Here is a 14463-nt window from a genome sequence, read left to right on the forward strand (position 1 = left end):
GCTATTTAAATTCTACTTACAATATAGGCGGACACATGAATATAACCATTTTTAAGGTTAGCTTCTGGTACATCTACTTTAAAGCTATGCTTTCCTTTAGCAAGTGCAGGCAAAGCAATTTTATGAACAGGAACTGCTGCTCCGGGGCACCAGCTTCTTTTGTTTCTTGCAAATGAATATCCTCTGTATATCCCATTACCCTGGGTATTATACTTTGCGTATGTGGTACAGTCGAGGTTTTGCGTAAAGCGGTTGATCTCTTTGCCATCCATGTACAATACATGTTCACGCGTCGTATACTCTTCGCCCCCTCTTGCAGCACCGTGTGCTGACGTGATGAAATACAAAGTATCCTGACTGTGTTTTTCTGAAATTTCAAACTCAAAATTCTTTGCATTACCAGCGTCAGTAGCACCATCCGTCAGCGCATAAAAGCTGGTAACGGGAAGGTATTTTTGCTTAATTACCTTCTTATTCGTATTTGACACAATATCTACTGTCAGCATAGAGGTTTCAAAACTTTCTTTGCAATTCTCTACTTGCCTTTGACCAGCACTAGTAGTACCCCCAATTCCCGCCTTAATCCAAATGTCTTTTGTTTTATCAGCGAAAACAGTACTTAGCTGACTTATATTAGTTACAAATACAACCGTATCAGGCATTTTATTCTTGTTCATAAAGGGTGTGGTGAACCGGAATATCTCCTGTGACACTGCTGAAGCATCATTATAAGGTTTACCGGCATCAACGGTTACCAATTTAATGGAAGCAATGCGGTCATAGTTATCGCAAAGTGGATTGAGTGTTACTTTAAGTACCAAATCATTACTCAATTGTCTCCTGTTATCACCCGTAATTTTCCTGGTTATCTCTTCATTGGAAATTCTGATCAGTCCTTCCTGTTCTGATGCTCTTTTAACAATTTTTTTATCATCGGCATAAATATCATAAAATACACCTTTGGAAATTACGTTAATTACCGCGGGAGCCGGTGAAGTGTTTTTTGAAGAAGTTAGGCGGCTGGTGCAAGATGATATCAAAATTACTGCACATAAAACCGCCGGATATAAATGTCTGGTTTTCATAAAACAAATATAGAAATCATATACACTTAACAAAGTTCTTTGGTATGGTTTATGCTTAACCTTAATAAAAAATATGCTATGAATTACAGGAAATTAATGACTAATCGTTTATCAAACTTATCGTGTAACACTCAGGATAAATCAACAGCAGCAGTAGCTTTATTGGCTGGTCTGGCAGTTGGAGCAGTTCTTGGAGTATTATTTGCACCAGATAGCGGTAAAAAAACAAGAGAACGCATATCTGACAAAGCATTGGACTTTGCAGATAGCGCAAAAGATGGTTTATATTCTTTAAAGGATAAAATAAACACAGGAAAAGATAGTCTTGTAGGACTAAAAGACCGTGTTGTACACAATGTAAAATCAAAAGTAGATCAGACCTCGCAGGAATTTAAAGATTTCAGAGATGCTGAGCTTGAAAAAGTCAAGTCTGCGGCAGACGATCTTAACAATAACATTCAGAATACATAAGCGGGCTTAAAACCCGCTTTTTTATTGTGTTTTCTGGTGGTTAAAGAATAGACGTGTGATCGGCACAAGCATCAGACCACATATCCCAAACACAACAAAAGAAATCCTGAGGTTAAACGCATGGGCAAGATAGCCTATTAAAGGCGGACCCAACAGCATTCCGGTAATGGAATAAGTAGCTATAATGGAGATTGCCATTCCCGGAGAGTACTTTTTTGATGCCCCCGCAAGGGCATACGACATTGGAATAATGGATGCAGTACCGAAACCTACCAGTGAAAACCCAATCATTGCCGTCCAAAATGTTGGAAATATGACTGCCAGACTTATTCCTGATACAATACAAACAGCGCTCATGACATAAGTTTTTGGCATTCCAAACCTGGCGATGATGATATCTGACAGGAATCTGGATGCTGCCATAAAGGTCATGAATATCAGATAACCATAAGTAAAAATCTCTACATGGAGTACTTCCTGAAAGTAAATCCCACTCCAGTCGAACATTCCACCTTCACATATCGCACATAAAAAAACGACAATACCCAGGTAAAAAATATAAGGATCCGGCTTACTTAGTATAAGCTTATTACCTGTCTCCGACCTATCGCCTTTTAAAAGAAACTGATAAGAATAAGCCGTAACTAAAAGCATAACGACCGCTACTATCGAAAAATGCAGGTGGAGAGAGACATTTAAAGTCAAAAGAAAAGTTGACAATGCTATTCCCGCTATACCCCCAATACTCCAGAATCCATGGAATGAACCGATAATCTTTTTTTCAAATCGCTTTTGAAGAGTTAACGTCTGAGTATTTACCGAAATATTAAAAATACGGGTCGTGAAAGCAAAAATACAAATGGCTGCAACAAGACTAAAGGTATTTTGAGCAAAACCGATTAACGCCAATGACAGTCCATTCAGAGCATATCCAACCGTAAGTGGCACCCTGCTGTTGTATTTTGAGACCAGCCATCCTGATATGGGCAAACCCAATAATGAACCAAGAGGCATGGCAAGTAAAATTGTACCAAGCTCTGCTTCATTAAATCCGAAGGCAGTTTTAATAGTAGGTATCCGCGACGCCCATGTGGCGAAACTGAATCCGGAGATAAAAAAGAAAAGACTTAAAAAAAACCTGTGTTTATTATTTGAAATCATCGAGATCGATTGAAAGCGTTTATACACCAAAACAGCTAACTATCCCATAAAAGTCAGCATACAAATGTAAACATTCTATTTGTAGCTGAAAAAACTATTTAGCTGATAATTAAGGATGTTTTACCAATTTGCAAAACATCTTTAAAGACATCTGAAAAGAGCTGTTTTTTTATTCAGAAAAAATAATATAGCTTTACAAAAAACTTTAGGGGTGCCTTGCGCTGAGATATACCCTTTGAACCTGATGCAGTTAGTACTGCCGAAGGGAAAAGTAGAAGCAAATTCATTTGCTGTCTTTTCGACCCGTTATGGGCCATCCCCTACAGTTTTCTTGTTATAAATTATTACCGGTAACAATGAAAGTAACTGTAAACCACAAAAATTATGTACTTGATGATGCTTGTTCGGTAGAACAAATGCTCTCTGTTGTACTCCAAAAAGAGGCTAAAGGAATTGCTGTAGCCATCAATCAAAGTATCATTTCTAAACCCCACTGGTCCGCTCAGCTGCTAAAGGAGGGCGATCAGATATTACTCATTAAAGCCACTCAAGGCGGATAAAACTTAAAACTCCAAGAAGACATGAAAGTAGAAAAAACTCCTGACGAACAAGTCATTAGCCGTAAACCGTTTCCGGCTTCACGTAAGATATATGTAAAGGGACAACTGCACGACATTGAGGTGGCGATGCGTGAAATTAGTCTCCAGGACACCAAAATACACAATGGCTTTGGTCTTACGGAACCTAATCCGCCAGTAACCGTATACGATACGAGTGGCCCATATACCGATCCTGAAGCTAACATTGATGTAAAACAAGGCTTAGCAAGGTTAAGGGAGAAATGGATCACAGGCAGACAGGATGTGGAACAATTGGACAAAATCTCATCTGACTATGGCCAGCAGCGGCTAGCGGACAATAAACTGGATGCTTTGCGCTTCAATTACGTAAAAAAACCCTACAAGGCTGTAAAAGGTGCTAATGTTTCCCAAATGCATTATGCTAAAAAAGGCATCATTACGGCTGAAATGGAATATATTGCCATCAGAGAAAATCAGCGTATTGATTTACTAAGCGAACAACTTGGTAAGCAATATGAAGTAATGAACCATCAGCATAAAGGCCATAGTTTCGGAGCAAATACGCCTAAAGGTTACATCACTCCTGAATTTGTCCGTTCTGAAGTAGCAGCCGGCCGTGCTGTTATCCCCTGTAACATCAATCACCCTGAGCTTGAACCAATGATTATCGGACGCAATTTCCTGGTGAAGATCAATGCCAACATCGGCAATTCTGCCGTTACATCTTCCATTGAAGAAGAAGTAGAAAAAGCGGTATGGGCCTGCAGATGGGGAGCGGATACCATCATGGACTTATCTACCGGCAAAAATATTCATGAAACCCGTGAATGGATCATCAGAAATTCTCCTGTGCCAATTGGTACTGTACCGATCTACCAGGCATTAGAAAAAGTAAATGGAAAAGCTGAAGACCTGACCTGGGAGTTGTTTAGGGATACACTGATAGAGCAAGCCGAACAGGGTGTTGATTATTTCACCATTCATGCTGGTGTATTATTGCGTTATGTACCGTTAACAGCAAAAAGGGTAACCGGTATCGTGTCCAGAGGTGGATCCATCATGGCCAAATGGTGTCTGGCACACCATAAAGAAAATTTCTTATACACACATTTTGAGGAGATCTGTGAGATCATGAAAGCTTACGATGTAGCTTTTTCTCTTGGAGACGGACTGAGACCTGGCTGTATTGCGGATGCGAATGATGAAGCACAGTTTGGGGAACTGGAAACTTTGGGTGAACTGACCAAAATTGCCTGGAAGCATGATGTACAAACGATTATTGAAGGTCCGGGACACGTTCCTATGCACCTGATTAAAGAAAACATGGAAAAGCAGTTGGAGCACTGTTCGGAAGCCCCATTCTATACGTTAGGCCCGCTTACAACCGATATCGCACCTGGATATGACCACATTACTTCTGCTATCGGCGCAGCGATGATCGGCTGGTTTGGTACAGCAATGCTTTGTTATGTAACTCCAAAAGAACACCTTGGACTGCCTAATAAAAAAGACGTAAAAGACGGCGTGATTACCTATAAAATTGCCGCTCATGCTGCCGATCTCGCCAAAGGACATCCGGGTGCACAATACCGCGACAATGCCTTAAGTAAAGCGAGGTTTGAATTCAGATGGGAAGATCAGTTCAACCTGTCTCTGGATCCGGACACCGCCAAAGAATTCCACGATGAAACACTGCCTGCCGATGGCGCTAAAATAGCCCATTTCTGTTCAATGTGCGGCCCCAACTTCTGTTCTATGAAAATTACACAGGATGTTAGGGATTATGCTGCTAAACAAGGTGTGGACGCAGAGGATGCACTGGAAAAAGGCATGGCTGAAAAATCAAAAGAGTTTACAGAAAAAGGAAGTGAGATCTATCTATAATAGAAAATGGAACTGATTGTAATTTCAAATGACAGCTATTTTAAAGATGAAGGTAAACTCATCAATAAACTGTTTTACAATGACCTAAACATTCTTCATTTAAGAAAGAACAACACTGATGAAGCTAATTTCATTGAACTAATCAATGCAATTGATCCTGCTTTTCATCCTCGTATAGCCTTACATCAGTTCCACGAACTCGCTCCGGATTTCGGGATTACCAGGTTACATTACCCTGAAAGACTAAGAAAGGATAATTTATCCGCGCCGCCGAATAATACACTGAGTACGTCTATTCACAGCTGGGATGCCTTATCAGAAATCAGGCAATTCGACTATGCGTTTTTTAGTCCTGTGTTCAACAGTTTATCTAAGCCGGGATATCAAGGAGTAATAAAAGATGGCTTCAGACTTCCTGAAACACCTGTAAAAATGGTTGCATTGGGAGGTATTCATCTTGACAATGTCCAACAGGTAATTGATATGGGTTTTAAAAGCATGGCACTAATGGGTGCGTTATGGAATGAACCTTTACAGGCAATCAACAATTTTAAAAAGATACAGGCAATATGTTGAGGCCCTACGTGATCAGTATAGCTGGCTTTGACCCCAGTGCAGGTGCCGGCGTCCTTGCAGATGTCAAGTGTTTTGAGCAACATCAGGTCTATGGTTTTGGGATATGCAGTTCTCTTACAATTCAGAATGATACTGACTTTATAAAGAATCAGTGGATTTCTGCTCAGCAGATCATCGCACAGCTGGCTCCTCTTCTGAATAAGTTTAAAGTTGCTGTGTGTAAAATTGGTTTGATAGAAAATATTAAAGTTCTGCTTCAGGTAACTACATATCTAAAACAGCACAATCCGGATATAAAAATTGTGTTGGATCCCGTTCTTACCGCAACAGCAGGATTTGAATTCCATGACTGGCAAAATGGACTGACACAATTGATCCCTGTTTTAAAACAGATCAGCCTGATTACCCCGAATTATCATGAATTTAAAAAAATGGGAAATGCAGCAGATGAGGATATGCACAAAGCTGCTTCTGGCTGGGCCAGGTATTGCCCGGTATTATTGAAAGGCGGACACAACGCGTATGCCCCCGGGACAGATTTTTTATTTGAATATGGGAGTTTTCAAACACTTGAACCTACAACTCAGGAAATTGAACAGAAACACGGCTCCGGTTGTATATTATCGGCTTCAATAGCAGCTAATCTTGCCTTGGGTTATTCGCTCACAGAAGCCTGCAAACTTGCTAAAGCTTATATAGAACAATTTTTAAACAGTAATTCAACCCTTCTGGGGTACCATTCTTTATGATCGATAAATTACATTACATATCACAGTCACCTGAAAATGGAAGTCACCTCGACTCCATTGATAAGGTATTACAATCCGGAGGAAAATGGATTCAGCTTAGGGTAAAAAACCAACCGGAAGAAATTGTACTGGATCTGGCACTAAGAGCAAATTCCTTGTGCCAGTCATACGGCGCTAAATTAATTGTCAATGACTACCCCGAAATAGCCAGGGCCGCAGGAGCTTATGGTGTACACCTCGGGCTTGATGACATGCCCATCAGAACTGCCAGGGAAATTGTAGGGGAACAGATGATCATTGGAGGAACTGCAAATACCTTCCAGCATATTTTAACCAGAGTGGCCGATGGCGCCAATTATATAGGTTTAGGCCCCTACCGTTTTACTTCTACTAAGGAAAAATTAAGTCCGATCATTGGATTAGCCGGATACCAGGCAATCATGGAACAGGTAAGAAACGAAGGACTCGACATTCCAATCATCGCAATAGGTGGTATTGAAACAGAGGATATTCCCTTGTTAATGGAAACAGGATTATATGGAGTCGCCGTATCGGGGGCATTAAGTAAAGATCCACATATCACTGAAAAGTTAAAATACATGAATGAATCGTTAACAAAAAAAATGCAATATGTTAAGGATAGCAGATAGAACATTTAACTCCCGCCTGTTCACAGGAACCGGCAAATTCAGTTCTTCAGAAGAGATGGAATATGCACTGCTTGCATCTGAATCGGAATTGGTAACTGTAGCGCTCAAACGGGTAGATCTTAAAGATGACGAAGATGATATCCTTTTGAGACTCAAACATCCGCACATCAGTTTATTGCCGAATACATCCGGCGTACGCAACGCTAAAGAAGCCGTATTTGCTGCTCAGATGGCACGTGAGGCGTTGGAGACCAACTGGATCAAACTTGAAATACATCCTGATCCGAAATACCTGATGCCAGATCCTATAGAAACACTTCTGGCAACGGAAGAACTTGCAAAACTTGGATTTATTGTGCTGCCTTATATTCATGCAGATCCTGTACTGTGTAAACGTCTGGAAAATGCCGGCACATCGGCTGTAATGCCATTGGGCTCTCCAATTGGCAGCAACAAAGGATTAAGGACCATCGATTTTCTGGAGATCATCATTAGTCAAAGTAACGTCCCGGTAATTGTTGACGCAGGAATTGGCGCCCCGTCTGACGCGGCTAAAGCAATGGAGATCGGTGCCGATGCAGTATTGGTAAATACTGCCATCGCTGTCTCGCAACATCCTGTACAAATGGCTGCCGCTTTTAAAATGGCAGTGGAGGCAGGAAGAATGGCATATGAAGCTAAATTAGGAAGTAAGAATCAGGCAGCTATGGCCAGCAGTCCACTTACTTCTTTCCTGGACGAACTATAACCGACATGAGTTTCACTGAAATATTTAGATCCTGCAGTTGGGATGACACAAGTAAAAGCATTTATGCTAAGACTGCTTTTGATGTCGAAAGAGCATTGGCCGCTTCTAAAAGATCTCTCGAGGATTTTAAGGCCCTGATTTCACCGGCAGCGGCACCATACCTTGAACAAATGGCGAAAATCAGTCAGCAGCTGACATTAAAACGCTTTGGCAAGGTTATTCAGATGTATGTACCGCTCTACTTATCTAATGAATGTAACAACATCTGCACCTATTGCGGGTTTAGCTACGACAATAAGGTGAGGCGTAAAACCCTTTCATCTATCGAAGTCATGCAGGAAGTAGCTGTAATCAAAGACATGGGTTTTGATCATGTTTTACTGGTCACCGGTGAAGCCAATCAATCTGTGCATACAGATTATTTCAAAAAGGTGCTTGACCTGATCAAACCGCATTTCTCACATATTTCTATGGAGGTACAGCCTCTTGATCTTGAAGATTACATGGAACTTACTCCATATGGGCTAAATACGGTGCTGGTGTACCAGGAGACCTATCACGAAGAGGATTATAAGAAACACCATCCTAAAGGTAAGAAATCAAATTTCCAGTACCGACTGGATACACCCGACAGACTCGGAAAAGCTGGCATCCATAAAATGGGATTAGGGGTTCTCATCGGTCTCGAAGACTGGCGAACTGATTCTTATTTTACCGCCATGCACCTCTCCTACCTGGAAAAGCAATATTGGCAGAGCAAATACAGCATTTCTTTTCCAAGACTCCGTCCTTTTAGCGGTGGACTGGAACCTAAGATTGCGATGAGCGACAGAGAGCTTGTACAGCTGATCTGTGCTTACCGTTTATTCAACGAAGAGGTTGAGCTCTCGATCTCAACAAGGGAATCTGATGTTTTCAGAAACAACATCATCAAATTGGGGATCACGGCAATGAGTGCAGGTTCTAAAACGAATCCTGGTGGTTACGCTGTGGAACCGCAATCGTTAGAGCAATTCGAGATCTCAGACGAACGAAGCGCACCGGAAATCGCGGCAATGATTAATCAGCAAGGTTATGAGCCGGTTTGGAAAGATTGGGACAGCAGTCTGACCTAAATGGCAAAGATGTTAAATATGAAAAGGTACGACAGACAAATCAGACTCACAGAGGTAGGAATCGAAGGCCAGCTAAAGCTTCAGCAATCGTCTGTTCTTGTAATTGGAGCTGGCGGACTCGGATGCCCGGCTCTGCTTTACATTGTCGGAGCAGGTATAGGACACATTGGGATAATAGACGATGATGTCGTTGATGAAACCAACCTTCACCGACAGGTACTGTATCACATGGCCGATATTGGCAAATCAAAGGCAATAGCGGCAGCGGAAAAACTTCAGCTGCTCAACCCATATGTCAATTTCAAAGCTTATCCTCACAGGCTAACTGCAGAAAATGCGACTGAATTGCTTAGACAATACGACATTATTGTAGACGGGTCAGATAATTTTGCTACACGTTACCTGGTAAATGACACTTGTGTTGTCTTAAACAGAGTCCTGGTGTTTGGGTCTATATTTCAATTCGAAGGGCAAGTATCTGTGTTTAACTACCAGAATGGCCCTGATTACCGTTCACTTTATCCCGAACCACCTGCCTCGGAAGACGTCCCCAACTGTGCTGAAAGTGGCGTAATCGGCCCTTTGCCCGGAATAGTTGGGAGTATCATGGCCAACGAGGTAATTAAAATAGTCTGCGGCTTTGGTGAGGTCCTGTCAGGAAAACTACTGACTTTTAACACTCTTGATAATGAAACCCTGATATTAAATTTCCACAAAGAAGTTAAAAAACCTGGCTGCCCATCTACAAAAGATCCAATTAAGAAAATACAAGCTATCAATAAGAGCGAACTGAATATCAGCGACCTGCAAAAATGGAATGACGATAAAACCAGCTATCAATTGATAGATGTTAGGGAACCCTATGAATACGATGAATATAACACAGGCGGCATTAACATCCCCTTATACAGTTTAAATGAACATATCCCGGAATTGCTTAAACATCCAATTCTTGTTTTCTGTTGTTCTTCAGGCATAAGGAGTAAAATCGCAGTTAATTTACTTAGAAAAGATTTTCAAGGTGAAATTTACACCTTGATTGCCCCCATATCTGAATGAATTAAAGCCGTTTAGAAAAAAAATAAAATAAATTCCATTAGTTTCAACCACTCAATACTCTTTTAAGAGGAATCTTGCAGTAATCAAATAATAAATTTAAAATTTATCACTGTAAAGAATTATTATGGAAGTAAAAGGTAAAAACAAAAGGGAATTACCAAAAAAGTACAAAATACAGGAATGTCTGAACAATTTAACAAAATCGGAATACGACGAAATTGTTAAGAAAATCCCTGGGATCATGGGAAAATGTAACACAACAGTGAACAATTACAAAAACATACCTGAAGGTTCGAAAGAAGAAATCCCATATAGTGTCGGCTTAAAATATGAACGCATTTTTGAACTTCCTTCTGGTGGTTTATTGAATACTGAAATTCGCTGCCTTACCTATAAAGAACTTACAAAAAAGAAGTAATCTTCAGAAAAGGCCTGATTTGAATTCAGATTGCTACCTTTGTAATTCCAAACAAAAATGCAGGAGATTGTCCGAAAAGGTAAATTTGCTATTTATTTGCACTGCGTCATCCTGAAATAAACTCAGGATGATATGTACCTTTTCAGACACACTCTAAATTAACTACAAGATGATAGCAATAGGACAATACAACGATTTAAGGATAATTACCAAAACTGAAGCAGGTCTGATTTTAACAGAAGGAGATAAAGAAGTACTGCTTCCATATGTTGACGTGCCTAAAAATTCAGAGATCGGTGATAACCTTAACGTATTTGTTTACATGCACAAAGACGGCAGATTAATGGCTACGACGAAAAGACCATTGGCATGCGTAGGTGATTTTGCTTATCTGACTGTAGTTGCCGATGATGATAAAGGTGCTTTTATGGACCTTGGCCTTGATAAAGATATTTTTGTTCCCACAAGGGAGCAAAAACGTCCTATGTTTAAGGGTGACCGTCATGTTGTTTATGTTTTCCTGGATGAAAGCAATGATCGTATGGTCGCGTCCTCCAGATTGACCAATTTCGTTGAAGAGATAGAAATCGATCTTGAGGAAGGCGACGAAGTAAGCCTGCTCATTGTAGACAGGTCTGACATGGGTTATAATGCCATTATCGACAATAAATACATCGGATTATTGTATACCAATGAATTGTTTGATGAATTGAATCCCGGGGAATTAAGAAAAGGCTGGATCAAAAAGATCCGCATCGGGGGCAAAATTGACCTGAGCCTTCAGCCTATGGGATATGGTCACATTCTTGACACCAAGGATAGTTTACTGGAAGAGCTAAAAGACAGTGGCGGCACCATCGCATTGGGTGATAAAAGTTCGCCTGATGAAATTTACCATAGGTTTAAAATCAGTAAAAATGCCTTCAAGAAAGTAATTGGGGGCCTGTATAAAGACAGACTGATTACCATTTCAGATCATGAAATTAAACTTCTTATAGACAATGAGGCTGAATAGCCTCATAAATTTACTTCTTCAGGGATAATATATATAATACCATTAATTTAGCATCGCTTTTTTTCAAATCAGGATGTGGTGTCATTGGTGAATCTCCCCATACCCCTCCACCTCCGTCGATGATTTTGTCTGTAAGTGAACGAAGATTCTTTTCATTTGCGGAGTATTTTCCGGCAATCGATAAGAAAGAAGGCCCAATAATTTTTTTAGATTGATGGTGACAGTTCCTGCAATCTGATTTATCAACTAATTTCGCTCCTTCTGAAATACCTGATCGCTGAAACAGGTTTATCAGAACGACACTAAAAGCTAAAACCAAACCTACTTTCTTCATTCTGATTCTTTATGACTCAGCATCAATAAGGCATTAGAAATTAAATCCTATCGAAAAATAAGGCATGGTTGCCTCTTTGGAAAAGCCAACAGTAGCCTGGATCAACAACACTTCACCAGGAATCACATACAGTCCACCTCCATATCCCTGATGCCACCTGCCTGAAGATTCCCCTTTTTCCCAAACCCTTCCAACATCATTGAAACCAATCATACCGACAGTCCCCGGTACAAGATAAGAAGTGAAATTAAATAGTTTCATACGTAAATCCAGGTTGTGATAGAACATGGAAGTACCGGTAAAACGCTTGCTATTGAAACCCCTTAAACTATTTATACCACCGATCTGCATGCGCTGAAAAAATGTAGGTTCTCCTATTACTGTCCCCACTCCTATACGGTTTGCCAATACCAGTCCGGATTTGTTCGGATGGATATAAAAACGGAATTCTGAAGTTACCGCCCCATATTTATCATTTGTTTTATCCAAACGATGCTGGGCTGTAAAAGATGTCTTCCAATAAATACCTTTTGTTGGAATAGCTGCATTGTCCCTGTTATCGTAAATAAGGCCGGCTACTAAACCTCCATAATATTTATCTTTTAATATTTCCTGTTCAGGGTTTGCAGCATTATAATCTTTAAAGAACCGTTCCTCGTTACCCTCTACCTCACTGGTATAATAAGAAGCGAGTACACCTCCTTCAAGCTTTAGAAACTGGTTGAGTTTTCTACTGAGCTTAACATCAACATTTAAATAGTTGTACCGGTTGCGGTAATATGAAATACCATCCTCACGGTCTAACAATTCCTCTGTTTCATCATCAAAATCCTGATCTAAAAATGCTGTATTGTTACCAAGACCAAAAAAATTACTCAGGTTATTTGGGCCGAGAAAATTAGCGTGTACCGTGAGGTCATTATGACCAATGGCTTTCTTAAAATCTCCAACGTAATCGAGTATAAAAGACTTTCTGCCGGCAGAGTAATTAGCCCAAAATTCATGCTTTGTGGCATATGGCGTTTTCCTGAAGCCCTGCTTTTCATAAACATACCCCAAACCAAGCTGTACACCCTGATCTATATTATATCCTCCGCTAAAGAGTGGCCCGGACCTGTCATATAAAAAGCTATTTTTATCGAAGTAATTTACCATAGTATCTCTTCCCAAACGCAGCTTCGCAGAAGAACGTTCCGGAAATGTATTCGGCTCATCGGAACGATCGTATACGAAAGGCTTATTGCCCACCTCTTTTGCTATTTCAAACTTATCGTGATCAGCCCCACCAATCATCCTTACTTTGACGCCTGAATTCCCTTTTCCCATTACGGAAAACACATCTTCACCTGCCATTCCAAATAACCTTATTTCTTTGGTCACTGCCGGATCGAATGTTCGTTTATAAATTAACCTCCCCTTTTTACCTTCTTTATTGATATTGTTAACAGTAAGTTCTAACTTACCATCATCGGCATAGTTAACTTCAAAAATTTCTTTCTTATCCGAGGCAGGTATGTCAACATTGATAGACAAAAACTTATAGTATTGCAATGCCAGTGTATCCAGCTTGTCTCTGCGCGAAGTAAAAAAGCGCATTAATTCTTCTCCACTTAACTTAAATATAGTATCTGGCATCTTTCTGAAAGCATCCCTGACAATCCCATCGGTCAGTTTTTCCTGCACCAGTTTAATCTCATCTTTCCAATCCTGCTCGCTAAGCTCATTCAGGAAATACCTGTCAAAATACCGCTCGTTAAAGCTCCAGTGATTTACATCTCTGATTGTAGGACTGTAAGGCTGCAAATGAGATTTCAGCCACTGGTGATTAAGTACCCATGGAAATAGGCCTGAGGTCTTATAGAATACCTTATCCCTATCTTTGGGAACAGGAATATACGTAGTTTCGCCTTTTTCCTTTTGAGGGAGCCAACGCCAGTTATCTTCGTGCCTGTCCCAGTCACCCAATACAAAATCAAGTAACCGCGCCCTTAAAGTTAGCTTTTGATCGGCTTTTTTGTCATTGTCTTCTTGTATTTTCCGCTGCACTTTTAAGGTATTGTCCGTCTCCTCTTCAAAAGGCGAGCGTGGTTCGAGAAGATAAACAGCATTGGCAAAATCCTTTCTGTATTCGCCAAAACCAGGATCATCTCCTACATATACCAACTCCGGTCTGGCCGTAACTAACCCCACCGCGTCCGCAAGTGGAGGCACAATTAATGCCGCAAAAGGGTGGTTTGTGGAAACCTGATCCTGTACAATATCTTTAGCAATAGTAGGCCTCAGACTCTCGGGAAGACCTCTTTCAGGGTATTTTTGTACAGTCCTAAGCGCCCATTCCTTGCCTGTAGGATCAACAAGGCGTAATGAGCGTGTCTGCATCCCGCCACCAAGTTTTACGATTTTAAAACCCCCTTTTTCTTTCTGAAGATTAATGATTCGGATCTTCACAGGAGTAGCCCAAACCCTTCGGTAGCTCTCTCCAAGAAAAAAACGGTGTAACGGACTCACTTTATCATATTCGGGGCCCACAGCAATCGTAATGGAATCAGCCTTCTGAGCAAAGGCTGGCAACGAAATTATAAGTAAAAAAACAATCAGGAGCTTTTTCAATGGCATA

Annotated in this window: 15 protein-coding genes and 1 riboswitch; of the genes, 11 read left to right on the forward strand and 4 right to left on the reverse strand. The window is 40.6% G+C overall.

The features are described from left to right. Positions 1-5: 5 nt before the first annotated feature. Entirely contained in the window at positions 6-1085 is a 1080-nt protein-coding gene (locus R2Q78_RS03770; RefSeq protein ID WP_316789013.1) for a peptide-N-glycosidase F-related protein, read from the reverse strand. Between the two features lie 78 nt (positions 1086-1163). Here R2Q78_RS03770 and R2Q78_RS03775 point away from each other — a divergent pair, with 78 nt between their 5' ends. After that, a complete protein-coding gene (locus tag R2Q78_RS03775; RefSeq protein WP_316789016.1) occupies positions 1164-1556 on the forward strand; it encodes a YtxH domain-containing protein in 393 nt (130 codons plus the stop codon). A gap of 21 nt (positions 1557-1577) precedes the next feature. On the opposite strand, the gene R2Q78_RS03780 is transcribed toward R2Q78_RS03775, so the two are convergent. Continuing rightward, a complete protein-coding gene (locus R2Q78_RS03780; RefSeq protein ID WP_316789018.1) occupies positions 1578-2717 on the reverse strand; it encodes an MFS transporter in 1140 nt (379 codons plus the stop codon). A 197-nt stretch (positions 2718-2914) separates the two neighbouring features. After that, a riboswitch (TPP riboswitch) is annotated at positions 2915-3002 on the forward strand. A 71-nt stretch (positions 3003-3073) separates the two neighbouring features. Here R2Q78_RS03780 and thiS point away from each other — a divergent pair. The 10 genes from thiS to R2Q78_RS03830 all read left to right on the forward strand — a co-directional run bounded on the left by thiS (position 3074) and on the right by R2Q78_RS03830 (position 11512). After that, entirely contained in the window at positions 3074-3277 is a 204-nt protein-coding gene (thiS, locus tag R2Q78_RS03785; RefSeq protein WP_316789020.1) for a sulfur carrier protein ThiS, read from the forward strand. A gap of 21 nt (positions 3278-3298) precedes the next feature. Further along, positions 3299-5182, forward strand: coding sequence for a phosphomethylpyrimidine synthase ThiC (thiC, locus tag R2Q78_RS03790; protein ID WP_316789022.1), 1884 nt, complete (start codon positions 3299-3301; stop codon positions 5180-5182). Positions 5183-5188: 6 nt separating this feature from the next. Then, a complete protein-coding gene (locus tag R2Q78_RS03795) occupies positions 5189-5758 on the forward strand; it encodes a thiamine phosphate synthase (RefSeq protein ID WP_316789024.1) in 570 nt (189 codons plus the stop codon). Then, positions 5752-6507 (forward strand): hydroxymethylpyrimidine/phosphomethylpyrimidine kinase, encoded by a 756-nt coding sequence (locus R2Q78_RS03800; protein WP_316789026.1) that lies wholly within the window; start codon positions 5752-5754, stop codon positions 6505-6507. Before R2Q78_RS03795 ends, R2Q78_RS03800 begins: the two co-directional genes overlap by 7 nt. Next, positions 6504-7157, forward strand: coding sequence for a thiamine phosphate synthase (locus R2Q78_RS03805; RefSeq protein WP_316789028.1), 654 nt, complete (start codon positions 6504-6506; stop codon positions 7155-7157). The genes R2Q78_RS03800 and R2Q78_RS03805 overlap by 4 nt, the downstream gene beginning before the upstream one ends. Further along, positions 7138-7905 carry a thiazole synthase gene (locus R2Q78_RS03810; RefSeq protein ID WP_316789030.1) on the forward strand — a complete coding sequence of 256 codons (768 nt, stop codon included), beginning with the start codon at positions 7138-7140 and terminating at the stop codon, positions 7903-7905. Before R2Q78_RS03805 ends, R2Q78_RS03810 begins: the two co-directional genes overlap by 20 nt. Before the next feature lie 5 nt (positions 7906-7910). After that, positions 7911-9020: a 2-iminoacetate synthase ThiH gene (gene thiH / locus R2Q78_RS03815; protein WP_316789032.1), complete on the forward strand. Its 1110-nt coding sequence runs from the start codon at positions 7911-7913 to the stop codon at positions 9018-9020. Between the two features lie 18 nt (positions 9021-9038). Continuing rightward, the gene (locus R2Q78_RS03820; protein WP_316789033.1) at positions 9039-10079 is read left to right on the forward strand and encodes a HesA/MoeB/ThiF family protein; all 1041 of its coding nucleotides are present in this window, start codon (positions 9039-9041) and stop codon (positions 10077-10079) included. A gap of 124 nt (positions 10080-10203) precedes the next feature. Beyond that, positions 10204-10497, forward strand: coding sequence for a hypothetical protein (locus R2Q78_RS03825; protein ID WP_316789035.1), 294 nt, complete (start codon positions 10204-10206; stop codon positions 10495-10497). Positions 10498-10666: 169 nt separating this feature from the next. Continuing rightward, on the forward strand, positions 10667-11512 hold the full coding sequence (locus tag R2Q78_RS03830) for a S1 RNA-binding domain-containing protein (RefSeq protein WP_316789037.1): 846 nt from the start codon (positions 10667-10669) through the stop codon (positions 11510-11512). A 10-nt stretch (positions 11513-11522) separates the two neighbouring features. On the opposite strand, the gene R2Q78_RS03835 is transcribed toward R2Q78_RS03830, so the two are convergent. Together R2Q78_RS03835 and R2Q78_RS03840 are read right to left on the reverse strand one after the other, a co-directional pair. Next, a complete protein-coding gene (locus R2Q78_RS03835) occupies positions 11523-11846 on the reverse strand; it encodes a c-type cytochrome (protein WP_316789039.1) in 324 nt (107 codons plus the stop codon). 33 nt (positions 11847-11879) lie between these two features. Then, entirely contained in the window at positions 11880-14462 is a 2583-nt protein-coding gene (locus tag R2Q78_RS03840; RefSeq protein ID WP_316789040.1) for a BamA/TamA family outer membrane protein, read from the reverse strand. Position 14463 lies beyond the last annotated feature (1 nt).

The organism is Pedobacter frigoris, assembly GCF_032678645.1.
Lineage (GTDB): Bacteria > Bacteroidota > Bacteroidia > Sphingobacteriales > Sphingobacteriaceae > Pedobacter > Pedobacter frigoris_A.

What these genes read in the sequence shown, in the direction of transcription:
- R2Q78_RS03830 (WP_316789037.1), top strand. Translation starts at nt 10,667, where the DNA reads ATGATAGCAATAGGACAATACAACGATTTAAGGATAATTACCAAAACT.
- R2Q78_RS03820 (WP_316789033.1), top strand. Translation starts at nt 9,039, where the DNA reads ATGAAAAGGTACGACAGACAAATCAGACTCACAGAGGTAGGAATCGAA.
- thiC (WP_316789022.1), top strand. Translation starts at nt 3,299, where the DNA reads ATGAAAGTAGAAAAAACTCCTGACGAACAAGTCATTAGCCGTAAACCG.
- R2Q78_RS03795 (WP_316789024.1), top strand. Translation starts at nt 5,189, where the DNA reads ATGGAACTGATTGTAATTTCAAATGACAGCTATTTTAAAGATGAAGGT.
- thiH (WP_316789032.1), top strand. Translation starts at nt 7,911, where the DNA reads ATGAGTTTCACTGAAATATTTAGATCCTGCAGTTGGGATGACACAAGT.
- R2Q78_RS03780 (WP_316789018.1), bottom strand. Translation starts at nt 2,717, where the DNA reads ATGATTTCAAATAATAAACACAGGTTTTTTTTAAGTCTTTTCTTTTTT.
- R2Q78_RS03840 (WP_316789040.1), bottom strand. Translation starts at nt 14,462, where the DNA reads ATGCCATTGAAAAAGCTCCTGATTGTTTTTTTACTTATAATTTCGTTG.
- R2Q78_RS03805 (WP_316789028.1), top strand. Translation starts at nt 6,504, where the DNA reads ATGATCGATAAATTACATTACATATCACAGTCACCTGAAAATGGAAGT.
- R2Q78_RS03770 (WP_316789013.1), bottom strand. Translation starts at nt 1,085, where the DNA reads ATGAAAACCAGACATTTATATCCGGCGGTTTTATGTGCAGTAATTTTG.
- R2Q78_RS03800 (WP_316789026.1), top strand. Translation starts at nt 5,752, where the DNA reads ATGTTGAGGCCCTACGTGATCAGTATAGCTGGCTTTGACCCCAGTGCA.
- R2Q78_RS03825 (WP_316789035.1), top strand. Translation starts at nt 10,204, where the DNA reads ATGGAAGTAAAAGGTAAAAACAAAAGGGAATTACCAAAAAAGTACAAA.
- R2Q78_RS03775 (WP_316789016.1), top strand. Translation starts at nt 1,164, where the DNA reads ATGAATTACAGGAAATTAATGACTAATCGTTTATCAAACTTATCGTGT.
- thiS (WP_316789020.1), top strand. Translation starts at nt 3,074, where the DNA reads ATGAAAGTAACTGTAAACCACAAAAATTATGTACTTGATGATGCTTGT.
- R2Q78_RS03810 (WP_316789030.1), top strand. Translation starts at nt 7,138, where the DNA reads ATGTTAAGGATAGCAGATAGAACATTTAACTCCCGCCTGTTCACAGGA.
- R2Q78_RS03835 (WP_316789039.1), bottom strand. Translation starts at nt 11,846, where the DNA reads ATGAAGAAAGTAGGTTTGGTTTTAGCTTTTAGTGTCGTTCTGATAAAC.